This window comes from Cellulomonas sp. GbtcB1 (assembly GCF_019091725.1).
Taxonomy (GTDB): domain Bacteria; phylum Actinomycetota; class Actinomycetes; order Actinomycetales; family Cellulomonadaceae; genus Cellulomonas.
In genome coordinates this window covers 33,141-54,782 of record NZ_JAGXJG010000020.1, presented here as the reverse complement: position 1 = coordinate 54,782, position 21,642 = coordinate 33,141, and the positions used below count along the sequence as shown (strand labels likewise).

General features: G+C 75.5%; 19 protein-coding genes and 1 pseudogene. 5 read left to right on the top strand and 15 right to left on the bottom strand.

What is annotated here, in order from left to right; translation table 11 throughout:
* Positions 1-4 precede the first annotated feature (4 nt).
* Complete coding sequence (locus KVT14_RS09440; protein WP_217615426.1) at positions 5-628, bottom strand: LysE/ArgO family amino acid transporter; 624 nt, start codon at positions 626-628, stop codon at positions 5-7.
* A 128-nt stretch (positions 629-756) separates the two neighbouring features.
* Between KVT14_RS09440 and KVT14_RS09435 the strand changes: the two genes are divergently transcribed.
* Positions 757-1,641, top strand: coding sequence for an ArgP/LysG family DNA-binding transcriptional regulator (locus KVT14_RS09435; protein ID WP_217615425.1), 885 nt, complete (start codon positions 757-759; stop codon positions 1,639-1,641).
* 99 nt (positions 1,642-1,740) lie between these two features.
* Here the strand turns inward: KVT14_RS09435 and KVT14_RS09430 are convergent, their stop codons facing one another.
* Entirely contained in the window at positions 1,741-4,062 is a 2,322-nt protein-coding gene (locus tag KVT14_RS09430; RefSeq protein WP_217615424.1) for a glycoside hydrolase family 65 protein, read from the bottom strand.
* An 82-nt stretch (positions 4,063-4,144) separates the two neighbouring features.
* Here KVT14_RS09430 and KVT14_RS09425 point away from each other — a divergent pair, with 82 nt between their 5' ends.
* Both KVT14_RS09425 and KVT14_RS09420 read left to right on the top strand, forming a co-directional pair.
* Positions 4,145-4,348: a hypothetical protein gene (locus tag KVT14_RS09425; RefSeq protein ID WP_217615423.1), complete on the top strand. Its 204-nt coding sequence runs from the start codon at positions 4,145-4,147 to the stop codon at positions 4,346-4,348.
* Positions 4,345-4,698 (top strand): type II toxin-antitoxin system PemK/MazF family toxin, encoded by a 354-nt coding sequence (locus tag KVT14_RS09420; protein ID WP_308160991.1) that lies wholly within the window; start codon positions 4,345-4,347, stop codon positions 4,696-4,698. Before KVT14_RS09425 ends, KVT14_RS09420 begins: the two co-directional genes overlap by 4 nt.
* Here KVT14_RS09420 and KVT14_RS23440 read toward each other — a convergent pair whose 3' ends face one another.
* From KVT14_RS23440 to KVT14_RS09395, 5 genes are all read right to left on the bottom strand, one after another.
* Complete coding sequence (locus tag KVT14_RS23440) at positions 4,699-7,797, bottom strand: DEAD/DEAH box helicase (RefSeq protein WP_217615422.1); 3,099 nt, start codon at positions 7,795-7,797, stop codon at positions 4,699-4,701. It lies immediately after the preceding gene.
* Positions 7,798-8,010: 213 nt separating this feature from the next.
* Positions 8,011-8,448, bottom strand: a complete 438-nt coding sequence (locus KVT14_RS09410) for a PTS sugar transporter subunit IIA (RefSeq protein WP_217615421.1) — start codon at positions 8,446-8,448, stop codon at positions 8,011-8,013.
* Positions 8,445-9,974 (bottom strand): PTS mannitol transporter subunit IICB, encoded by a 1,530-nt coding sequence (locus KVT14_RS09405; RefSeq protein ID WP_217615438.1) that lies wholly within the window; start codon positions 9,972-9,974, stop codon positions 8,445-8,447. Before KVT14_RS09405 ends, KVT14_RS09410 begins: the two co-directional genes overlap by 4 nt.
* 207 nt (positions 9,975-10,181) lie before the next feature.
* Positions 10,182-11,222 (bottom strand): zinc-dependent dehydrogenase, encoded by a 1,041-nt coding sequence (locus KVT14_RS09400; protein WP_217615420.1) that lies wholly within the window; start codon positions 11,220-11,222, stop codon positions 10,182-10,184.
* A 15-nt stretch (positions 11,223-11,237) separates the two neighbouring features.
* The gene (locus KVT14_RS09395) at positions 11,238-11,999 is read right to left on the bottom strand and encodes a DeoR/GlpR family DNA-binding transcription regulator (RefSeq protein WP_147797233.1); all 762 of its coding nucleotides are present in this window, start codon (positions 11,997-11,999) and stop codon (positions 11,238-11,240) included.
* 260 nt (positions 12,000-12,259) lie between these two features.
* Here KVT14_RS09395 and KVT14_RS09390 point away from each other — a divergent pair, with 260 nt between their 5' ends.
* Positions 12,260-12,685 (top strand): transferase, encoded by a 426-nt coding sequence (locus KVT14_RS09390; protein WP_217615419.1) that lies wholly within the window; start codon positions 12,260-12,262, stop codon positions 12,683-12,685.
* 60 nt (positions 12,686-12,745) lie between these two features.
* On the opposite strand, the gene KVT14_RS09385 is transcribed toward KVT14_RS09390, so the two are convergent.
* Positions 12,746-13,579 carry a DUF1684 domain-containing protein gene (locus tag KVT14_RS09385; RefSeq protein ID WP_217615418.1) on the bottom strand — a complete coding sequence of 278 codons (834 nt, stop codon included), beginning with the start codon at positions 13,577-13,579 and terminating at the stop codon, positions 12,746-12,748.
* A 178-nt stretch (positions 13,580-13,757) separates the two neighbouring features.
* On the opposite strand from KVT14_RS09385, the gene KVT14_RS09380 reads away from it, so the two are divergent.
* A complete protein-coding gene (locus KVT14_RS09380) occupies positions 13,758-14,798 on the top strand; it encodes an App1 family protein (protein WP_217615417.1) in 1,041 nt (346 codons plus the stop codon).
* Positions 14,799-14,821: 23 nt separating this feature from the next.
* On the opposite strand, the gene KVT14_RS09375 is transcribed toward KVT14_RS09380, so the two are convergent.
* The 7 genes and pseudogenes from KVT14_RS09375 to KVT14_RS23435 all read right to left on the bottom strand — a co-directional run bounded on the left by KVT14_RS09375 (position 14,822) and on the right by KVT14_RS23435 (position 21,636).
* On the bottom strand, positions 14,822-16,450 hold the full coding sequence (locus KVT14_RS09375) for an FAD-dependent oxidoreductase (RefSeq protein ID WP_308160990.1): 1,629 nt from the start codon (positions 16,448-16,450) through the stop codon (positions 14,822-14,824).
* Positions 16,451-16,497: 47 nt separating this feature from the next.
* The gene (locus KVT14_RS09370) at positions 16,498-17,241 is read right to left on the bottom strand and encodes an MBL fold metallo-hydrolase (RefSeq protein ID WP_217615416.1); all 744 of its coding nucleotides are present in this window, start codon (positions 17,239-17,241) and stop codon (positions 16,498-16,500) included.
* The gene (locus tag KVT14_RS09365) at positions 17,238-17,513 is read right to left on the bottom strand and encodes a CDGSH iron-sulfur domain-containing protein (protein WP_217615415.1); all 276 of its coding nucleotides are present in this window, start codon (positions 17,511-17,513) and stop codon (positions 17,238-17,240) included. Before KVT14_RS09365 ends, KVT14_RS09370 begins: the two co-directional genes overlap by 4 nt.
* A complete protein-coding gene (locus tag KVT14_RS09360; protein ID WP_217615414.1) occupies positions 17,510-18,571 on the bottom strand; it encodes a glycosyltransferase family 2 protein in 1,062 nt (353 codons plus the stop codon). Before KVT14_RS09360 ends, KVT14_RS09365 begins: the two co-directional genes overlap by 4 nt.
* A pseudogene (locus KVT14_RS09355) lies at positions 18,568-18,966 on the bottom strand (iron-containing redox enzyme family protein); the annotation flags it as partial. The gene KVT14_RS09360 and the pseudogene KVT14_RS09355, both read right to left, overlap by 4 nt.
* Before the next feature lie 56 nt (positions 18,967-19,022).
* Positions 19,023-19,640, bottom strand: a complete 618-nt coding sequence (locus KVT14_RS09350) for a DUF6262 family protein (RefSeq protein ID WP_217615413.1) — start codon at positions 19,638-19,640, stop codon at positions 19,023-19,025.
* A complete protein-coding gene (locus tag KVT14_RS23435) occupies positions 19,630-21,636 on the bottom strand; it encodes a tyrosine-type recombinase/integrase (protein WP_217615412.1) in 2,007 nt (668 codons plus the stop codon). The genes KVT14_RS09350 and KVT14_RS23435 overlap by 11 nt, the downstream gene beginning before the upstream one ends.
* Positions 21,637-21,642 lie beyond the last annotated feature (6 nt).

Genomic DNA, 21,642 nt, shown 5'->3' with positions numbered 1-21,642 from the left:
CGCCTCACAGCCCCAGCAGCAGGCTCGCCGCGATCGCCAGCATCACCAGCGCGATCACCCCGTCGAGCACGCGCCACGCCCCGGGCCGCGCGAACAGCGGCCGCAGCAGCCGCGCCCCGTACCCGAGCCCCGCGAACCACAGCAGGCTGCCGAGCACCGCCCCGCCGCCGAACCACCACCGGTCCGCGCCGTGCGTCCCGGCCACCGAGCCGAGCAGCACGACCGTGTCCAGGTACACGTGCGGGTTCAGCCACGTGAGCGCGAGGCAGGTCGCGACGACGGGCCACGCCCGGGCCGGCGCGGCGGCGTCGCCGTCCTCGGCGGTCAGCGCGGCGCCCGGCCGCAGGGCCCGGCGCGCCGCGACGACGGCGTAGCCGAGCAGGAACGCCGCGCCGGCCAGCCGCGCCACGGTCAGCACCACCGGGTGCCGGTCGACCAGCGTCCCGAGCCCGCCGACCCCGGCCGCGATCAGCGCGGCGTCCGACAGCGCGCACACGGCGACGACGGGCAGCACGTGGGTGCGGCGCAGGCCGGTGCGCAGCACGAAGGCGTTCTGCGCGCCGATGGCGACGATGAGCGACAGGCCGAAGGCGAGCCCGGTCAGGGCGGCGGCGAGGGAGGCGGGCACGCGCCGACGTTAGGGCCGACGGCCGACATCAGTCCAACGACTGCTGGCGATGACGCATCACCGTTGCTTATGAAGAGGAGGTGCCGCGACGGTCACCAGGGGTGCCCCGCGCTCGGTAGGGTCCCCGCATGGCCGAGGTCGACCTCCCGCAGCTCCGCGCCCTGCTCGCCGTCGTCGACGAGGGGTCGTTCGAGAACGCCGCGGTCGCGCTGCACCTCACGCAGTCCGCGGTGAGCCAGCGCATCCGGGCGCTCGAGACCGCGGTCGGGCAGGTGCTCGTGCGGCGCGCGCGGCCCGCCGGCGTGACCGCGGCCGGCGAGGTGTACCTCCGGCTCGCGCGCCAGGTGGTCGCGCTGGCGGACGAGGCCCACGCGGCGGTGACCGCCGGGGCGACGTCGGGGCGGCCGGTGCTGCCCATCGCGGTCAACTCGGACTCGCTCGGCACCTGGGTGCTGCCGGCGCTGGCCCCGCTCGCGGACGAGATCGTCTTCGACCTGCACCGCGAGGACCAGGACCACTCCGCCGACCTGCTCCGCGAGGGCGCGGTGGTCGCGGCGATCACGACGGCCGCGCGGCCGGTGCAGGGCTGCACGTCGCACCGGCTCGGGGTGCTCCGGTACCGGCCGATGGTCGCGGCGCACCGGGCCGCCGCGCTGCTGCCGGACGGTCCGACGCCGGCCGCGCTCGCCGCCGCCCCGCTGGTCGTGTTCGACCGGAAGGACGACCTGCAGGACCGGTACCTGCGCGGGCGCGGCGCGGATCCGGCGCTGCCCCCGCGGCACCACGTGCCCGCGTCGGCGGACTTCACGCTCGCGGTCCGGCTCGGCCTCGGGTGGGGGATGCTGCCCGACGCGGACGCCCGCGCGGGGGAGGCGGACGGGACGCTGGTCGACCTCGACCCCGGCCGGCACGTCGACGTCACGCTGCACTGGCAGCAGTGGACCGTGCGGACCGCGGCGCTCGAGCGCACGGGCGAGGCGGTCCGGGCGGCCGCGGCGGCGTACCTGCGCTGAGCGGGCGCGTCGGGCGCATCGGGTGCCGAGGTCGGCGGTTGCGTCCCGACACGCGGCGCGACACGCCGGGCCCGTGGGCGGAACCGGCGACCTCGACGGTCAGGTCTCGTCGAACACCGGATGCCGGTGCGGCGGCTGCGGCGGGCTCGGGTGGTGCTCGACGGGGGGCTGCGGGCGCTCCTGCTCCGGGGTCGCCGTCGTCAGGTGCACCGGGTCGCCGTGGTGGGTCAGGCGCGCCTCCTCGCCGGAGAGCAGCCGGTAGGCGACGAGGTCCTGCCGCACGTCGACCTCGACCCGGGCCCCGGCCTGGAGCACGGTGAACGCGACCCGGGTGAGCCGGCGGGGGAGCCGCGGCGTCAGGTGCACGGCGTCGCCGACCTGCCGCAGCCCGCCGAGCCCGACGACCAGCGCCGTCCAGGCGCCCGCCAGCGCCGCGACGTGCAGGCCCTCCGCGCTCGACGCGCGCAGGTCGGACAGGTCGATGAGCGCGCACTCCCGGGCGTACGCGTACGCGAGGTCGGGGTGGCCGACCTCCGCCGCGACGACCGCCTGGGCCGGCGCGGACAGCGACGAGTCCCGGACCGTGATCGCCTCGTAGTAGGCGAAGTCGCGCCGCTTCTGCTCGACGGGGATGTCGTCGGCGGCCACGTGCAGCGCGAGGACCAGGTCCGCCTGCTTGGTGACCTGGCGGCGGTAGATCTCGACGAACGGGTGGTGCTCCTGCAGCGGGTACCGGGTGTTCTCCGGCGCGGTGAAGTCCCACGGCGCGTGCCGCGTGAAGCCCTCGTGCTGCTCGGTGACGCCCAGCTCCTCCGAGTACGGCACCATCATGCGGTCGGCGGCCCGGCGCCACTCGGCGCGCTCGGTGGCGGTGACCCCGAGGCGCGCGGCGACGTCGGGGTGCCGCTCGCAGGCGTCCGCGGCGGCCCGCAGGTTCTCCCGTGCCACGAGGTTCGTGTACGTGTTGTTGTCGACGACCGCGGTGTACTCGTCGGGGCCGGTGACCCCGTCGATCCGGAACCCCTCGGGCGTGTGGTGGCCGCGGCCCGCCCACAGCCGCGCGGTGGGCACGAGCAGGTCGACGGCGACGTCCCGGTCGAACACGGCGTCGCCGGTCGCGGCGACGTGCCGGGCCGCGGCGATGCCGACGCCCGCGTTCACGTGGAAGGCCGCGGTGCCGGCGGGCCAGTACCCGGAGCACTCCCGCCCGCTGATCGTCCGCCACGGGAAGGTCACGCCCGGGAGTCCGAGCTCGACGGCCCGGGCGCGGGCCTGCGGCAGGGTGGCGTGCCGCCAGCGCAGGTGGTCGGCCGCCGCGCGGGGCAGGACGTGGTCGAGGACCGGGAGCACGAAGCACTCCGAGTCCCAGAACGTGTGCCCGTGGTAGCCCGTCCCGGCGAGGCCCTTCGCGCGGATCCCGGCGCCGTCCGCCTGGGCGGAGGCCTGCACGACCTGGAGCAGCGCGTACCGGACCGCCTGCTGCAGCTCGTCGTCGCCCTCGACCAGCACGTCGCCGCGCGCCCAGACGCCCGCGAGCTCGGTCTCCTGCTCGTGCCGCAGCCCGGACCAGCCGGCCGCGCGCGCGGCGCGCAGCTCGGCGTCGGCCTGCGTGTGCAGCGCCTCGGCGTCCGTCCCGCCCGCGTACGCGGCGATCACGACGACCTCGACGGCCTGCCCCGCGCGCAGCTCGACCGTGAGCACGGCGCCGTGCGGGTCGTCGGTCGACCAGCGGACGTCGACCCCCTCGTCCGGGGTGACCTCGTGCGCGGTGCGCACCACGACCTCCCGGCCGGACCGCTCCGCCCGCTGGTGCACCGCGGAGCCCTCCGGGTCGTGGCGGCAGGTCAGCGTGCGGACGCCGGGCTCGTGGGCGGGCGGTGCGCCCGCGTGGTCGCAGCCCGGGACGGGGTGGGCGGTCAGCGTCACGTCGGCCTCGGCGCGCACCCGCCACCGCGTCGCGACGACGCCGCGGCGGGTCAGCGACACCAGCCGGCGCGTGCTGAGCGCGACCGCGGCGCCGGTCGACGGGGCGGTCCGCCGCTGCTCGCGGTCGAGGACGCCGCGGCGGAGGTCGAGAACGCGGTCGTCGTGGGACGCGGGGGCGGGGGTGGCGTCGGCCGGAGCCGCGTCGAGCGGGTCGCCGTCGACGGACCAGCCGAGCGCCCAGGCGTCGACGACGGGCACGAGCACCTCGTCGACGGCGGGGTACGCGTACGCCCGCTCGGCGTAGGTGTGCGGCACCTCCTCGTAGACGGTCGCGAGCAGGGTGCCGGGTCCCAGGCCGTGGCCGGGGCGCTCGGGCACGGCGCGCACGCCGAGGTAGCCGTTCGACAGCGTCAGCACGGAGGCGGCGGCCGCGGGGTGGTGCAGGTCCAGGCGGGACTGCCGGACGTGCCAGGGGTCGTCGGATCGGTGGAGCACGGGGTCACTCCACCACAGGGCCCGCGACCCGGCGCGGGGAACGTGTTGAACACCTGTGCAACACCCGCGTAGGCTGTCGGGCATGGCGACCCGCACGATCGGATTCCGGCCGAGTCCCGAGGACGAGCGGATCCTCGCTGCCGCGGCCGCGGCGGGTGAGAGCACGACGGACACCATCCGGCGCGCTCTGCGCCTCCTCGACCACGAGCGCTGGCTGGAGCAGATGCGCCGGGACGCCGACCGGCTGCGGGACGAGGTCCTCGCCGACGAGCCGGACGCCTGGTGATCCGGGGGGCGGTGCACCGCGTCGACCTGGGCGCACCGCGCGGGCACGAGCAGGGCGGGCGCCGGTACGCCGTGATCCTGTCGCCGACGGACCTGAGCTGGTCGGTCGCCACGGTGGCGCCCACGTCGACCGCCGCGCAGCCGGCCCTGTCCCGACCCGAGGTCGAGGTGCTCGGCCGCGCCACCCGGGTGCTCGTCGACCAGATCCGGACGGTCGACGTCGACTACCTCTCGGCCGACCCGGTCGACTACCTGGGTCGCGATGCGATGGCACAGGTCGACCACGCGCTCGCGCACTACCTCGGGCTGGTGGCCGCGGACGGCGGCGGCCGGACGCCCTCGTCGGCCTGATCAGCCCAGGAGGTCGCGCAGGTCGTCGGCGGTCAGCGCCGTCGAGAACAGGTCGCCGTCGTCCAGGACCGAGTCGACGAGCGCGGCCTTGCGGGCCTGCAGCGCGACGACCTTCTCCTCGATCGTGTCCTCGGCGATCAGCCGGTAGACCATCACCGGCCGGTCCTGCCCGATGCGGTGCGCGCGGTCGACCGCCTGCTGCTCGGCAGCCGGGTTCCACCACGGGTCGAGCAGGAAGACGTAGTCGGCCTCGGTCAGGTTGAGCCCGGTGCCGCCCGCCTTGAGGCTGAGCAGGAACACGGGCGCGTCGCCGGTGCGGAACTCGTCGACCACCTCGCCGCGCCGGGTCGTGGACCCGTCCAGGTACACGTACGGCACGCCGGCGGCGTCGAGGCGGTCCGCCGCGCGCGACAGGTAGGACGTGAACTGGCTGAACACCAGCGCGCGGTGCCCCTCGGCGACGACGTCGTCCAGCTGCTCCAGCAGCGCGTCGAGCTTGGCGGACGGGGTGCCCGCCAGCGCCGGGTCGATCAGCGAGGCGTCCAGCGCGAGCATCCGCAGCAGGGTCAGCGACCGGTAGACGATGAACCGCTGCCGGTCCAGGTCGTCGATGAGGCCGAGCACCTTCTGCCGCTCGCGCTGCAGGTACCGGTCGTAGACGTCCCGGTGCGCGGGGTCCAGGGCGACCGTGAGGGTCTGCTCCTGCTTCTCCGGGAGGTCGGCGGCCACCAGGTCCTTGGTGCGACGCAGCAGGAACGGGCGGATCCGCCGGCGCAGCCGCTCGAGCCGGCCGGCGCGCAGCCGCGCCGCGGACTCGGGCAGGTCGCCCGCGCCCGGCCCGGTCGCGATGCCGGCGTGCGCGTCCTCGATCGGGCGGACGTACTGCAGCGCGAACGTCGCGGCGGGCGGCAGCAGCCCGGGTGCCACGAGGTCGAGCAGGGCGTGCAGCTCGGTGAGCGAGTTCTCGACGGGCGTGCCGGTGAGGGCGACGGCGAACGGCGCGCCCAGGTCCTTCGCCGCGCGGTGCACCCGGGACGCGGGGTTCTTGACCTGCTGCGCCTCGTCCAGCACCAGCCCGGCCCAGCCGACGGCGCGGTACGCCTCGGCGTCCAGCCGGAGCAGGGCGTAGGAGGTGACGACGACGTCGGCGCCGGCCGCGACCTCGGCGAGCGGCGCCGGTCCCGTCGCCTGGGTCGCCTCGACGCGCCGCACCGTCAGCCCGGGCGTGAACCGGGCGGCCTCCGCCACCCAGTTCGGGGTGACCGAGGTCGGGGCGACGACGAGGAACGGGCGCGCGTCGTCGTGGGGGCCGCGCTGCTCGACCACGTGCTGGAGCAGCGCCAGGGTCTGCAGCGTCTTGCCCAGGCCCATGTCGTCGGCCAGGATCCCGCCGAGCCGGTGCCGCCACAGGAACGCCAGCCAGGCGAAGCCCTCGGCCTGGTACGGCCGCAGCTCCGCGCGCAGCCCGGCGGGGGCAGGTACGGGCTCGGGCGCGTCACCGGCGGCCTCGGCGAGCAGCCCGCGCCAGGCGTCCGGCGGCTCGGCCTCGTCCGCGAGCTCCGCGAGGTCGGCCCACAGGCTGGTCTGGTGCCGGCTGACCCGCAGGCCGGTCTCCCACTCGGCGAGCTCGCGCGCCTCCGCGACGAGGGCGGCCAGCGGCTCGAGCGCGGGGTGGTCCAGGGACAGGTAGGTGTGGTCGACCAGGCGCAGCCGCCGGCGGCCCTTCGCCAGCGCCGCGAACAGGGGGCCGAACGGCACCGTGCGGCCGTCGATCGTGACCGAGACGCCGAGGTCGAACCAGTCGGTCCGCTCGCTGGGCTGCGCGGTGACGGTGAGCACCGGGGCGTCGTGCAGGACCCGGTAGTCGGGGGCCGTGCCGACCGTGTCGACGCGGACGCCGGGGAGGGTGGCGACGCGGGGGAGCGCCGCGGTGACGTAGTCGGCGGCGTCGGCGTCGCGGAGGGTCGCGGGCGGGGGGAGCGGCGGCCGCCCGTCGGCGGGGTCGGGGCCGTCGGGGCTGTGGCGGCCGGCGTCCGGCCAGCCGCCGGGCACGAGGTCGTCCGGCACGAGAGACCGGGGGTCCGGCGCCGGGCCCGAGCGGGCGTGCCCGTCCCACCGCCACGCCAGGTCGACGACCCGCCCGGGCAGGTGCCGGACCGTGAGCACGAGCGTCGGCGGGGCCGGGGGCGGGACGACGACCGAGCCGTCCGCGCTCGCGACGTCGAGGCCGGCCCGCAGGGCGGGCAGCTGCTCGCGCAGGAACGGACCGGCCTGGTCCTCCGGCACCACGACGCCCGCGCGCAGGGCGTCCGCGACGGTGCGGCCGCCCGCGGCGTCGCCGAGCAGGGCGAGCTGCTGCGGGCCGAGCGGCTCGGCGGCCGGGGCCAGCAGCACGCGGCGCGGGTGGGCCGGGTCGACGACGTACACGCCGTGGTCGCCGATCGCGTGCGCGTGCTCGACCGGGAACGGCTCGCCGTCGACGGTGAGGTGCGCCGCGACCCGCAGGCCACCGGGGCCGCGGGCGACGTCCAGGCCCAGCCGGGCCGCGCCCCCACGGCGCACCTCGGCGCCCGCGCCGGAGCCCACGAGCGGGATGCCGAGGTCCCGCGCCTGGTCGAGCAGGTCCCACAGGACGGGGTTCACGAACTCGTCGAGGTACACCCACGCCGCGTCTTGCCCGGGGACGGGCGGCTCGGCGGCGCGGTGCAGGGCGCCGACCTGGCAGAACCAGCGGTGCTGCTCGGCGTCGAGGTCCAGCCGGGCGCGCAGGTGCGGGATGTTCGCCCAGGTGACGCTGCCGCGGGTCCAGCCGCGGTCGGTGCGGGTCACCGGGCGGACGCCGAGGCGGTAGCCGGCGGTGCCGGGGTCCTGCGCCTCGCCGGGGCGGCGGGCGACCGCGGTGCGGGACACCGGGCCGTTCCAGCGCTCGCGGGTGCGGGGGGTGAGCTCGCGCAGCTCGACCTGGAGCGCGGCGCGGCGGGAGCGCGGGGCGGGGGCGGCCTCGCCCCAGGCGAGCAGCCCGTCGAGCACCGCGCGCCAGTCGCCGGCGGGCTCGCCGGCCCCGCCCGCGGACGGCGCGGGGGACGGGACGGCGGGCACGCGCCCGATCGTGCCACACGCCCCCGACAGCGCCCGCCGCCCGGCGTCGGCTGCGGCTGCCCGCCCGCCGACGGAGCAACCGACACGTCGAGCGAGTACCCGCGGACTGCTCGCTCGACGTGTCGGTTGCTCGCTCGGCGCGGCGTCGCGCGGTCGGTGCGCGACAGCGCGCCCGGGGCGGGCAGGGTGCCCCGGGCGCGCTGGGCTCGGCGGTCAGGCCGGCTCGACCTCCGCGAGGACGGCCGTCAGCTGCTCGCGGGTGGTGGCGTCGAGCACGCGCTGCACGCGCTCGCCGTCGCTGAACACCAGGGCGATCCGGGACAGCAGCGACAGGTGCTCGTCGCCGACGCCCGCGATGCCCACGACCACCCGCACGGGGTTGCCGTCCCAGTCCACCGGCTCCTCGTACCGCACCAGGCAGACCGCGGACCGGTGGATCGCGCCCTTCGCCTCGTTGGTGCCGTGCGGGATGGCGAGGTAGCTGCCCATGTACGTGGAGATGGTCTGCTCGCGCTCGAGCATCGCGTCCACGTAGCCGGGGTCCACCGCGCCGGAGCCGACCAGCAGCGCCCCGGCCTCCCGGATGGCCTCCTCCTTGGACTCGGCGCTCCCCGCGGGGACGATGAGGTCCGCGCTCAGCAGCTCCGTCATGACGTGCTCCTCTCCGCCGTCTCGGACTCCGCCTCGGCCCGGGCCTCGCGCACGACGTCGTCGTACACGGGGCTGGACAGGAAGTTGTCGACCGACACGTGCCGCGCGCTGGGCGCGTGCCTCCGGGCCCGGTCGGTCAGCTCGCGCTGGGTGATGACCAGGTCGACGTCGTCCTCCAGGTTCGCGACTGCCTTGTTGACCACGGTGATGTCCCCGCGGCCCGCCTTCTTGAGCTTGTCGCGCAGGATGCTCGCGCCCATCGCGGACGACCCCATGCCGGCGTCGCACGCGAAGACGATCGACCGCACCGGCGCGACCGGGGTGCCGTCGGCCGCGGCGCCCGCCTCGGTCGGCAGCGTGCCGCCCTGCCGCGCCGCCATGGCGTCGAGCGCCGTCGACGACTTGCCCTTGTTGGCCTCGGTCTGGGCGATCGCCGCGGCGAGGTCGCCGCCGCCCGCCGCGAGGTCCCGCTTCCGGGAGGCCCGCAGGATGACCGCCGCCACGAGGAACGTGACCACGAAGGCCAGCACCACCGAGAGCGTCACCCCGACGAACGAGTCGCGTGGTGTCGCGGCGTACACCGCGATGATCGACCCCGGTGCCGCCGGGCCGCGCAGGCCGCTGCCGAACACCACGTTGGTCGCGATGCCGGTGGCGCCGCCGAGGATGGCCGCGATGATCAGCGTCGGCTTCATCAGCACGAACGGGAAGTACACCTCGTGGATGCCGCCGATGAACTGCACGACCGCCGCGCCCGGGGCCGACGACCGCGCCGCCCCGATGCCGAAGAACGTGTAGGCCATCAGGATGCCCAGGCCGGGCCCGGGGTTGGACTCCACCAGGAACAGCAGCGACTTGCCCTGCTCCACGACCTCCTGGGCGCCGAGCGGCACCAGGACGCCGTTGCCGATGGCGTTGTTGAGGAACAGCACCTTCGCGGGCTCGACCACCACGGCCATGAGCGGCAGGAGGTGGTTGTCGGCCATCCAGGACACGACGTTGCCGAGCGCGTCGGACACGCCGGTGATGATCGGCGCGAACCCGAAGAACGCCCCGACGGCCATCGCGGCGCCGAGGATGCCCGCGGTGAACATGTCGACGAGCATCTCGAAGCCGGGCTTGATCTTCCCGGCCCAGATCGCGTCGACCTTCTTCAGCACCCACGCGGACAGCGGGCCCACGATCATCGCGCCGAGGAACATCGGCACGGTGGAGCCGGTGATCATGCCGACCGCCACGATCGAGGCGACGACGCCGCCGCGCTCCTTGTAGACGATCCGGCCGCCGGCGTTCGCGATCAGGATCGGCAGCAGGTAGGTCACCATCGGACCGACCATGCCCACGTACTGCTGGAAGGTCGTGCCGTCGTCGGCGAGCGCCAGCTGCGTGGCGGCGCCCTGCCAGCTGCCCGGGTCGTCGGCGTTGCCGAACCCGCCGAGGATGCCGTTCGGCAGCCAGCCGACGGCGATGAACAGCGACGTGATCAGGCCCCAGGCGAGGAACGCCGGGAGGTTCGGCATGATCATGGCGCTCAGGAACGCCCCGAACCGCTGGACGCGGACCTGGGCCTGCTTGCCCCGCGACGGGGTCGGGGCGGTGGTGGCGGCTGCGGTGGACACGGGGTTCACACCTCCCCGTCGCGGGGGGTCGGCCGGGCGCTGCGGCCCGGCGCGGAGAGGATCCTCATTGACCTGCTCCTTCGTGGTGGGTGACGCCTGCCTCGCGGCGGGTCGTCACGGCTCGATGGTGACCTTGATGCCCGCGCCCGTACGGACGACGTCGATGCCCTCGGCGACCTGGTCCAGCGGCAGCCGGTGGGTGATGAGGTCGGCGACGGGGACGCTCCCGTCGGCGATGTGCGCCAGCGCCTGGCGGTTGTGCTCGGGGCTGGACCCGTTCGCCCCGAAGACCGCCAGCTCGCGGTAGTGCACGAGGTTGGAGTCGAAGGTGATCGTCGGCCTGTCCTTGGGCAGGCCGCCGAACAGGCTGAGCCGGCCCTGCGGGGCGAGCATCTGCAGCGCCTGCTCCTGCGCCACGCCCGACGCGGCCGCGGTGATGACCACCGACGGCCCGCGGCCGTCCGTGGCCTCCTTGACGGCCTCGACCGGGTCGACCTCGGCGGCGCAGATCGCGACGTCCGGGTGCACGACGGCGGCGGCGAGGTCGAGGCGTTCGCGGCTGAGCTCGACCAGGATCACCTTCTCGGCCCCGCGGGCCCGGGCGAGCCGGACGTGCAGGCAGCCGATCGGCCCGGAGCCGACGACGACCACGGTGTCGCCCTTGTGCACGTCGATGATCTCCTGGGCGTTGATCGCGCAGGCGAACGGCTCCGCGACGCTCGCCTCGGCGAACGAGACGTTCTCGGGGATCCGGTTGAGGCCGTCGACCTTCAGCACCTCGCGCGGCACGATCATGTACGGCGCGAACCCGCCGTCGAAGTCGTACCCCATCGACACCTGGTTCGGGCAGATGGTCATGGCACCGGCGCGGCAGAACTCGCACTCGCCGCACGGGATCGCGGCGATGACCTGGACCCGGTCGCCCGGAGCCCAGCCCTCGACCCCGGCGCCGACCTCCACGACCTCGCCGGCGATCTCGTGCCCCATGACGCGCGGCGGGCGGATGCGCAGGTGGCCGGAGGTCGAGATCTTCACGTCGGTGCCGCACATCGACGTCGCGCGCACGCGGATCTTGACCTCGCCCTCCTGGGGCGTCGGCTCGGGCGCCTCCTCCAGGCGCACGTCGCCGGGGGCGTAGAAGCGGAAGACCTTCATCTCTCTCCTTGTGGCTCAGGCCCGCACGACGCGCGGGCCGGCGGACTCGATCTCGTCGGCCAGCTCCGGGGCGACGCCGCTGTCGGTGACGACGGCGTCGACCCGGCCGAGCGGCGCCACCACGGCGAGCTCGGTGCGGCCGACCTTGGTGTGGTCCGCGAGCACGACGGTGCGGGCCGCGGCGGCCACGAGCGCGCGCTTCACGGTGGCCTCGGCGAGGTCGGGCGTGGACAGCCCGGCCTCGACGCTCAGCCCGTTGGTGCCGAGGAACGCCACGTCGACCCGGACGTCGGCGAGGGCCCGCTCGGCCCAGGAGCCGACGGCCGCGAGCGTGCGGGGCCGGACGGTGCCGCCGACGAGGTGCAGCGTGACGAGGGGGAGCGCGGCCAGCGCGGTGGCGACCGGCAGCGCGTGCGTGACGACGGTCAGCTCCCGGTCCGCGGGCAGCATCTCCGCCAGCCGCACCGTCGTGGAGCCGGCGTCGAGGATGACGGACCCGCCCTCGGGCAGCTCGTCGAGGGCCGCCTTCGCGATCCGGTCCTTCTCGGCGCCGAGCTCGTGCTCGCGCTGGGCGAGGGCGGGCTCGTAGCCGAGCCGCTCGACCGGGACCGCTCCGCCGTGCACGCGGCGCACCAGGCCCATGCGCTCGAGCGCCGTGAGGTCGCGGCGCACGGTCTCCGGCGTCACGTCCATGTCGGCGGCGAGCTGCTGCACCTCGACCCGGCCCGCGGCGCGGGCGGTCGTGAGGATCAGCGTGTGGCGCTCGGGCGGGTACACGACGGCGATGTCCTGTCCTACGGCGTGCGGCCCGGGGAGGCGCCGCGTCGGGCCTCGGTGCCCGGCAGTGCCCACTGTGGCGGAGGACACACAGGAAAGTCAACAAAAACGGGGGAAGTCAGACCGAAGCAAACATGCATGCGGGGGTAAACGCAGGTCGGGCGGGTGGCAGGCGCACGTCCCGGAGCGTCGTCGGAGGTCACGCGCGTGTTCGTGCCGCCGGGAACAAGCCGGGGGCGTCGGGCGTTGGGGAGGGCAGGATGAAGAAGCGATACGAAGACCTCGAGATGCAGGACGGCACGGTCGTGCGCTACCAGCGTCACGGCAACGGCGGCGGGCTCGTCGCCAAGGGGGCCGTCGTGGACGACACGGCGTACGTCGCGGACTCGGCCTGGGTGGACCCGGGCGCCCGCGTGGAGGCGCGCGCCCGGATCGGGCAGCACTGCTGGGTGGAGCCCGGAGCCCGCGTGGAGGTGGCGGCGACCGTCGGGTCGCACGTGCACCTGGCCCGCGGCGCGACCGTCGGCGCCGGCGCCTCGGTGGGCGTGCGCGCCGAGATCGGCGCCGACGCCCGCCTGGAGCCCCGCGCGGTCGTGGAGGCCGAGTCGCGGGTGGAGCCGGGCACCGTCGTGCCGGGCACCGTCGTGCGCGGTGGCCGCCGGCTCGACCGGCACCTGGTCGCCTGACGCCCTGACCTGCCGACCGACGACCCGGCCCGCTGCTGGCGGACCGGGTCGTCGGCGCGCCTAGCGGCCCGCCGGGCGTCGCTCGCCGGCCCGGACGGGGAACGGGAGCGTGTTGCCCGCGGGCGGCAGCGGGCAGGTGCCGTGGTCGCTGAACGCGCACGGGGCGTTCTCGGCGCGGTTGAGGTCGAGCACCACGGTGCCGTCCGGGCGCGGGTCGACGGCGAGCACCCGGAACGCCGCGGTCTCCCGCCCGTTGCTCGCGTCCCGGAACCAGATCGCCGGCTGCCCGCCCCCGGCCACCTGCAGCACGTGCTCGGCGCCGTCGTGCGTGAACCGGACGTGCCCGGCGACGTCCCGGCGGTGCCGCACCCGGCCGGCGACGGAGCCGGTCTCCTCGACCGTCCCCGCGGCGGCCGGCTCGAACGACGCGGTCAGCACCCACGCCGGGTCGTGGTCGAACCGCGGGATGCCGGCGAACCCCGCCAGCGCCCGGGCGTGCGGGTCGCGGACCCGGACGCCGTGGTTCAGGGGCCCGCGGCCCACCGGCTCGAGGCGGCGCGCGCCCGCGCGCAGGTCGCCCGCGGCGCCGCCGTCGGAGGTCCACACGACGGCCGGGGCGGTGAGCGGGCCGCCGTCGAGCGTGAGGGCCTCGGCGGCACCGGCTGCGCCCGGCCCGTCCGGCGCGCCGCCGGCGGGGTCGACGTGGATGCCGTCCGCGTCGGCCCACCACCGGCCCGGGAGGTCGCCGTAGGCCGCGGGCGTCGCGGTCAGCCAGTGCAGGGCGGTGAGGCTGAGCCAGCCGAGCGGGTCGGCGAGCTCGGCGTCGCGGGCGGCCGCCCAGGCGAGCCAGCCGGCGGGGGCGGTCGGTCGGTCGATCGGGGTCGTGCTGGTCACGCGGGGGTGCTCCTCGGGTCGCCGGGTCCCGGCGACGGTAGTCCCGGACCGCGACGGCGGGCCACCCGCGCCCGGCGGCGTGAGACGACGTGACGGCGTCGAGCGGCCGGCGGGCGGTCCGACGGCGGGGCGGGCGGTCGCCGCGCGGGCCCGCCCGGCCGCCGCGATACTGACCGGCATGCCGACGTTCGCCGCGCTCGCCGCCCGCACCGAGGACCGGGTCACCTCCGTGGTCGTCCGCCTGCTCTCCCGCCGCGGGTACACCCCGCGCGTCGTCGCCTACCCGTCGTACGGCACCGTCGACCGGTCCCGGGTGCGCGCGCGGGTCCTGCTCACCGCCCCGGACGCGCCCACGCCCGGCAGCGTCGCCCGGCGTGGCTGGCGCAACCTGCTGTCGGCCGAGCTGCCGGACGCGGAGGTGCACGTGCGCGCACAGCCCGGCGACGGCCCCGACCTGCTCGTGGCGCGGACCGACCGCGGGGGCTACCTCGACGCGTGGCTGGACGTGCCGCTCGAGCCGGGCTGGCAGACGCTCTACCTGTCCGTCGGCGAGGACCGGGACGTCCCGGCACCGGTGCAGGTCGTCGACCCGGCGGCCACGCACGGCATCGTCAGCGACATCGACGACACGGTGCTCGTCACGATGGTCCCGCGCCCGCACCTCGCCGCCTGGAACTTCCTCGTGCGCTCGGAGGCGCGCCGCAAGCCGGTGCCCGGGATGCCCGAGCTGTACGGGCGGCTCACCGCCACCCACCCCGACGCCCCGGTGTTCTACCTGTCGACCGGCGCCTGGAACACGGCGAGCGCCCTGTCCCGGTTCCTGCACCGGGTCGGGCTGCCGCAGGGGTCGCTGCTGCTCACCGACCTCGGGCCGACCGGCGCCGCGCTCATGCGGTCGGGCCGCGAGCACAAGGCCGCGACGCTGCGCCGGCTCGCCGAGGAGCTCCCCGGCGTGCGGTGGATCCTGGTCGGCGACGACGGGCAGCACGACCCGCAGGTCTACGAGACGTTCGCCGCCGAGAACCCCGGCCGGGTCGCGGCGATCGCGGTGCGCGAGCTGTCGGTCGGCGAGCAGGTGGCGCAGAACGGTCTGCCGGGCCCCACGCCGGCCACGCGGCGCGCGGTCGACGAGCTGGAGCGGTCGTCCGTGGTCACCGTGCACGCGGCGGACGGGCGGGCGCTCGCGGACCGGCTGGCCGAGGCGGGCGTCATCGGCTGACGCCCGGCCGGTGCGGCGGCGCGTCAGGGGGCGTCGGACCGCCCGAACACCTGGCGCAGGGCGCGTCGCGCCGCGTACCAGCCGGAAAGGCCGTGCACGCCCGGCCCGGGCGGTGCCGACGCCGAGCACAGGTAGACGCCGGGGGCGCCGCTGTCGAAGGGGTCGAGCCGCGGCGTCGGGCGGGTGAACATCCCGACGAGCGAGATCGCCCCGCCGGAGATGTCGCCGCCGACCAGGTTCGCGTCGTGCTCCGCGAGCCGCGCCGCGGGGATGCCCTGCGCGGCGACGACGGTGTCCCGGAACCCCGGCGCGAACCGCTCGACCTGCCGGATCACCGTCTCGGTCGGGTCGACGTCGGACCCGGCGGGCACGTGCGCGTACGCCCACACGGGCCGGACGCCGCGGGACACCCGGCCGTGGTCGAGCGCCGCCGGGTCGGACAGCAGGGTGAGCGGCTGCTCCGCGTGCCGGCCGCGGCCGACGGCGCGCTCGGCGGCGACGACCTGGTCCCGGTTCCCGCCGAGGTGCACGGTGCCGGCGCGGTGCACCTCGGGGTGCGCCCACGGGATCGGCCCGTCGACGACCAGGTCGACCTTGGCCGCGGCGTTCCCGTACCGGAACCCGGCGTACGCCCGGACCAGGTGCGGCGGCATGGCGTCGCCGAACACCTGCGCCACGAGCCGCGGCCCGGTGTCGAACAGGTAGGTCCGGGCGGGCGGCAGGTCGGCGCGCCGGGCGACCGGGTGGCCCGTGACGACCCGGCCACCGAGCCGCACGAGGTCCGCGAGCAGCGCGTCCACGATCGCCTGCGAGCCGCCGCGCACCACCGGCCAGCCGTGCCCCGCGTGCGCCAAGGTCGTGAGCAGCACCGCCGTGCCCGCCGCGGCGAGCGACGGCAGCGGCGTGATGGCGTGGCCGGCGACGCCCGTGAGCAGCGCCGCGCCCTCCTCGGTCCGCAGCGCGGACGGCACCACCGACTGGCCGTTGCGCAGCACCGCGAGCGCGAACCGGGCCGCCGTCGCCGCGGACCGGGGCGTCGCGCCCGTGGGCACGCGGCGGTGGTCGCCGAGCGCCAGCGCGACGACGTCCTCCCACTGGTCGGCGAGCGGGCCGAAGGTGGCCCGCCAGGCGGCGCCGTCCGCGCCGAGCCCGTCGGCGGTGCGGTCGAGGTCGCGGTACGCGATCGCCGCCCGGCCGCCGTCCAGGGGCTGCGCGAACGAGGCGGTCGGCGTCAGCAGGTCCAGGCGCTCGTGGAGCCGGAGCGACCGGAAGAACGGCGACGCCCAGGCCATGGGGTGCACGGCCGAGCAGATGTCGTGGACCACCCCGGGGGCGAGCCCGAGGTCGAGCGTCCGGGAGCCGCCGCCGACGGTGTCCTGCGCCTCCAGGACGACGACCTCCAGCCCCGCGCGGGCGAGGGTGACCGCGGCGGCGAGGCCGTTGGGCCCGGCCCCGACCACGACGGCGTCGACCTCGCGGGCGCCGGGGCGGACCCCGGCCGCGCGGACGCGGGGTGCGGCGGTCCGGCCGAGGGAGGGGACCGCGCCGGTGCGCCGGCCGCGGCGGACGCCGTGCCGTGCCGGGCGCGCGGCGTCGCCGTCGGGTCGGTCGCGGTCGGGGCGGTCGGGGCGGTCGGCGGAGGACGAGGTCACGCCCTCGACCGTAGGCGGGATGCCTCGCGTCCGCACCGGGTCCGCGGTCAGGCCCGCCCGGCGGCGCGGGCGAGCCGCACCGCCTCCGCGGCCCCGCCGGTCCACGGCTCGCCGTGGCCCGGCAGCACGACGTCCGCGCCGGTGGCCGCGAGCGCGTCCAGCGAGGCGAGGTTGAGCGCGCTGGCGGCCGTCGCCGCGCCGGCGACGATCCGCGGCCCCGTGCGGCCGGTGTACGGGTCGAGGGTCACGAGGGCGTCGCCGGACAGCAGCACGCCGCGGTCGGGCAGGTGCAGCGCGACGTGCCCGTCGGTGTGCCCCGGGCAGGCGACGACGTCGGGCCGGCCGGGCACCTTCAGCCGCGTGCCGGGCACGAGCGACCGGACGACCGTCACGCCGCGCACCCGGGCGGCCCCGGCCGCGACCATCGCGCCCAGGATCGGCACCGCCCGCGGGTGCCGGATCGGGTAGACGGCGCGCGGGTTCTCGTGCGCGTACCGGTACGGGTGCGCCGCGAGCCGCGCGTCGGCCGGGTGCACCCAGACGTCGGTGTGCAGCTCGCGCATCGCCCGGCGGGCGAAGCCGACGTGGTCGAAGTGCGCGTGGGTGAGCACCACCGCGCGGACGTCCGCCGGCGTCCGGTCGACGGCCGCCAGCAGCCGGGGCAGCGCCCGCCACATCCGGGGGAGCCCCGCGTCGACGAGCGTCGCTCCGCGGTCGTCGGCGATCACGTAGCAGCTGACGTACGCGTGCTCCAGGCGGGCGACGCCCGGCGCGGGGACGGAGATCCTCACGACGCGCCCCGTGCCGGCGTCGCGTCGGCTCCGGGCGCCGGCACCGGCTCGGGCGGTCGCGGCACCTCGTCGTCGGTGCGGAAGCCGATCGCCTTGTGCGACCCGTCGCAGAACGGCTTGATCCCCGAGGCGCCGCAGCGGCACAGCGCCACGGTCGCGCGCCGCCGGGGGACGACCCGGCCCGCGGCGTCGCGGATCTCGACGTCGCCGCGCACCAGGATCGGTCCGTCGGGGCAGGGGGTGAGGACGACCGGGGCGGGGTCGGTGGTCATGCGGTCTCCAGGGCGTGTCGTGGTGCGGGGGCGGGACGGCCGGGGGCCGGGCCGTCGGTGGCGGCGGGTGCCGCGTGGCGGCCGGGGCCCGACCCCGCGCGGGTGCGGAGCTCGTGCAGCGGCGTCGCGGCGCGTGGCAGCCGGGAGCCGCCGTAGGGCGCACCCCCCGTGGCGCGCAGGACGAGCGCGAGCCAGGCGCAGACGCCGCGCTCCAGGAGCCACGCCGGTGCGAGCAGGTCGGCGCTCGCGGGGAACCGCGCGGCTCCGCCGGCGCGCCGCCGGCCCACCTCGGCGAGAGCGCACGCCGCGCCGGCCAGGGCGAGCAGGACCCGAGGGTGCCGGCGCGCCGCCAGGACGACCGCCGGGAGCACCGCCAGCTCGGCCGCGTACCGGCCCGGCTGGGCGAGGCTGTCGTAGGCCTGGCGCGGCCGCTGGCCGAGGAAGTGCGCCGTCGTGGGCGGCCGCCGCGGGACGTACAGGTCGTCGGCGCGGCGGACGACGCCGCCACGGGCCCGGGCGGTGCGCAGCAGCTCGAGGTTCTCGAACAGCACGTCGCCGTCGTAGCCCTCGGGTCCCAGCGCGGGGCGGCGCAGCGCGATCGTGCCGGGGTAGTCGCCGCCGGCCGCCCGGTTGACGAGGCTGCGGGCGGTGTCCCAGCGCGCGTGCCAGGGGAGGGGGTCGAACACGTTCTGGGGGCGGACCACGTCGGCGTCGGCGAGCCGGTCGAGCACCGCCGCGAGCGTGGGCAGGTCGTACCGCACGTCGTCGTCGGCCAGCACCACGCGGTCGGCGCGCGCCAGCCGCAGGCCGGTCACGACCCCGGCCACCTTGCCGTTCCGGCCGGGGTGCGGGTCCGGCCGGACGTGCCTGACCGCGGCCGGGAACGCCCGGGCGTGCGCCGCGAACCGCCCGTCGTCCGACCCGTCGACGACCGTCACGGGCAGCCAGCCGACGAGCCGGTCCAGGTAGGCGGCCAGGTCGGGCAGGTCGCGGTCGTCCGTCCAGCGCAGCGGGAGGACGTACTCCGCGTCCGGCAGGGCGGGGCCGTCCGTGGTCACGCCGCGCTCCCCACCGCCAGCGGTCGGCGCAGCGAGGACTCGCCCGCGGTCCAGCGCTCGATCTGGTGCCGCCCGACCCGGCCGTCGACCGCCAGGCACGCCGCCGCGCCGAACAGCACGTCGTCCCGGAGCGCCGGCTGCTGCTCGACGAGGCCGCCGGCCAGGTCGCGGCCGGCGATCTGCTCGTGCACCGCGTCCGCCTCGACGTGCTCGTCGAAGTACCAGGTGACGTCCGCGTCGTACCCGTGCCGGCGGAATCCGTTGCCGTACAGCCGGTTGGGCTGCGAGGAGGTCATCTCGAACGCCGCGAGGTGCCCGACGACGCAGCCGCGCAGCCGCCGGTGCAGGCCGAACAGGCTCATCATGTTCACCGAGGCGAGGGTGACGGACCTTATCTACCCCACGGAGCGCACACGGCCCGTCGTTACGCCGATCAAGGTGTCAGCAAGTGTCAGTGACGACTCTGTTGGCCGTCCCTCCGTCCGTCGAGAGAGATCACGCCGCTGCGCGTAGCGATCTCCGCGACGTCCTGGGCGTGGGCCAGCCGCGAAGCAGCGAGCTCATCCTCAAGAGTGCCGTTGAGGCGGCGAAGTTCCTTCAACTGGCGTCCCAGCGAGGTGTTCTCGTCCATGAGCCGGGCGTTGGTGATCCGCAGTTCCGCATGCTCTTCGGGGTTGACGTACTCGTCTGCGGCCAGTTGAGCCCCGAGTAGCCGGGCGCGCATCGCGGCGATGCTCTCTTGCAGGGCTGCGATCTCCTGACGTTGCTGCTCGATCTTCTTGGTCAGAACCGCGCGGTCGGACCGCTGCGCCGCGCTGCTATGAGGCGCGAGCGCGTGAACGGCTTCCGCATCTGCCCGTCGCGCACCAGCCGTAACGGCCTCATGGAGTCGTCGGTGGCTGTGAATGAACTCCCGCGAGACGCTCGCCGCTCGCGCGACGCCCGCGACCGTGATCGGGAGACCGGCTGCGAGCATGCTGTCGATGGCCTGGAGCACAGCGCGCGCCTTCTTGTCCGACGTTGCGGCCGCGTGGCGCTTCAACGCCTCGATGGATGCGTCATTCGCCACGGTCAGCTCCCAAGGTCAGCAGGTCACGCAGGTGGATGAAGCGCGGTGCGGTCGCGCGTCGCCGTACTTCGGCGATCGAGTCCATCGCCTGCTTCATGGCATCGCGCTCGCCCGTCGGGAGGTTGTCTACGTACTGGTCGATCCCGTCAATGATCGTCGAGACGTCGGCGATCCTCGCCCGGTAATGGGCGAGCATGTGCTCGGGTGACGCGATTACGCGCGCGCGTTCAAGTTTGACCCGGAGGTTCTGCCGACGGTCGACCATGCCTTCACGTTCCATCGGGTCGACCAGGAAGAACGGGCAAGACTCGCAGGCGTGTTCGAGCATGCAGCCGTGCCCGCCGGCGGCGACGTTCTGCGGCTCCGAGCAGTGACCGTGCGTGACCGCGATCCGAGTGAAGCCGTCGCGTTCACGGTCAACCGGCACCACCTCGCCACGGAGGTTCAGGCGTCGAGGGCTGATCGCGTCCATCGCCTTCTTGCGGCGACGGGCCGTCACCTCGTAATACGCCATCGTGGTGTTGAAGGACTCGTGACCCATGTAGTCCTGCAGGACGTCGGGCGGGGTCGTAGCCCGCCCGTCGGCATCGGTGGCGTCCGCAAGCCTCTGGGCGAAGGCATGCCGGAACGCGTACGCGTCGATGGAAGTCAGATCGAAGTAGATCAGGTTGCCGTCTGCGCCCTCGACCGCCGAGTCGTAGGGTGCATGCGTGATGATTTCGCCGATCAGCTCCTTGACTCGGTTTCGCAGATGGGTTGTGTGATACGGCTCGTCCGCGGAGTTGTAGGCCACCGAGGGAAATAGCCACTTCGACGCGATCCCGTGCTCGCGCTTGATGGCCTGCCAATCGCGGATGACGTCGTGCGTCTCTTGGTGGATCGGCAGACGCTTTCCTTGCGTGTATGGAGGCTTCCCGCGCCGCCATTCCAGGTACGGAGCACCTGCCGAGTCGTAGCTGATGCAGTCGTCAAGCAGCCGCATCGTCTCGACGGTGCGCCTGCCGCAGCGCTCGTGCACGAAGATCATCGCGCGAGCTTCCGCCGTGGCGTACGGCGTGCGGCGGTTGAGCAGGTCGAGGTGGTCCATGACCCAGTCGATGATCGGTTGCGGGACGAAGCGGAACGGCTCGTCAGCGTCGGGCGCAGATTGCGTGCCGCCCCCCACGGGGCGGTGGGTCGCCGGGTCCACCGAAAAACCGGCGGGGATGTGCGCCCACGGCTCGGCCAATGACGGTTCGCCGCGCGCGAACGCAAGCAGTTTCGTGATTGAGACGATGCTTCTGGATTGCGTTTCAGCTCTCGGCCACTTCGCGCGGATCGCCTTCACGATGGCGTTCATGTCCTCGCGCCCGAGATGTCGAACAGGCGTTCCGCGCACGCGCAGGACCTCGCCGGCGAGGTCCCAGCTCGGTCCCATGTTGATGATTGCGCTCAAGCCGCGCTGGGCGGCTCGGGCCCAGCGGCCGATCGCCTCGACGATCCAGTCCTGCTCGATGCCCCGCAAGTCCATCTTCGCGTTCGGGCCGACCCGCTTGTAGCCGACGCGAACGTCCAGGTCTCGCAGGTAGATCACGCGCGGCTCGCGAGCATCGACCCCGCTCCACTCGCGGTGCGCGTCGTCGATGAGACGCTGCCACTCCACGATTTGGCCGGTGAGAGTCGAGTCGCCTCGAGGTGCGCGCCCAAGGCCCTCCTGCCCGACTGCTGTGGTCCAACCAGAACGACGCAATGCGACATATGTGCCTCGAAGGTCGGCCGGGACCATCGCTGCTCGCCCGGTGAGGTCCCGCGCCTGAACGGCGTACAGGAACTCCCACCTGAGGGGCTCCGGAAGCAGCGCGAATGGTGTAGCGGCAGCCTCCGAGTAGGTGCGACGGGGCTGCTCATCAAGCAGCGGTTCATCGGCCCGCTGGAGCCACTCCACCACCGAACGCGGCGCCTTCGGGTCCAGCGACTGCTCGCGGCACCAGCGCTGGAACCCGGCGGTGTGTCCCACGCACAT

Bases quoted from the DNA above. Each gene is read 5' to 3' on its own strand.
- KVT14_RS09390 (WP_217615419.1), top strand. From the start codon at position 12,260: ATGAAGAAGCGATACGAAGACCTCGAGATGCAGGACGGCACGGTCGTG.
- KVT14_RS09435 (WP_217615425.1), top strand. From the start codon at position 757: ATGGCCGAGGTCGACCTCCCGCAGCTCCGCGCCCTGCTCGCCGTCGTC.
- KVT14_RS09380 (WP_217615417.1), top strand. From the start codon at position 13,758: ATGCCGACGTTCGCCGCGCTCGCCGCCCGCACCGAGGACCGGGTCACC.
- KVT14_RS09365 (WP_217615415.1), bottom strand. From the start codon at position 17,513: ATGACCACCGACCCCGCCCCGGTCGTCCTCACCCCCTGCCCCGACGGA.
- KVT14_RS09425 (WP_217615423.1), top strand. From the start codon at position 4,145: ATGGCGACCCGCACGATCGGATTCCGGCCGAGTCCCGAGGACGAGCGG.
- KVT14_RS09410 (WP_217615421.1), bottom strand. From the start codon at position 8,448: ATGACGGAGCTGCTGAGCGCGGACCTCATCGTCCCCGCGGGGAGCGCC.
- KVT14_RS09405 (WP_217615438.1), bottom strand. From the start codon at position 9,974: ATGATCATGCCGAACCTCCCGGCGTTCCTCGCCTGGGGCCTGATCACG.
- KVT14_RS09400 (WP_217615420.1), bottom strand. From the start codon at position 11,222: ATGAAGGTCTTCCGCTTCTACGCCCCCGGCGACGTGCGCCTGGAGGAG.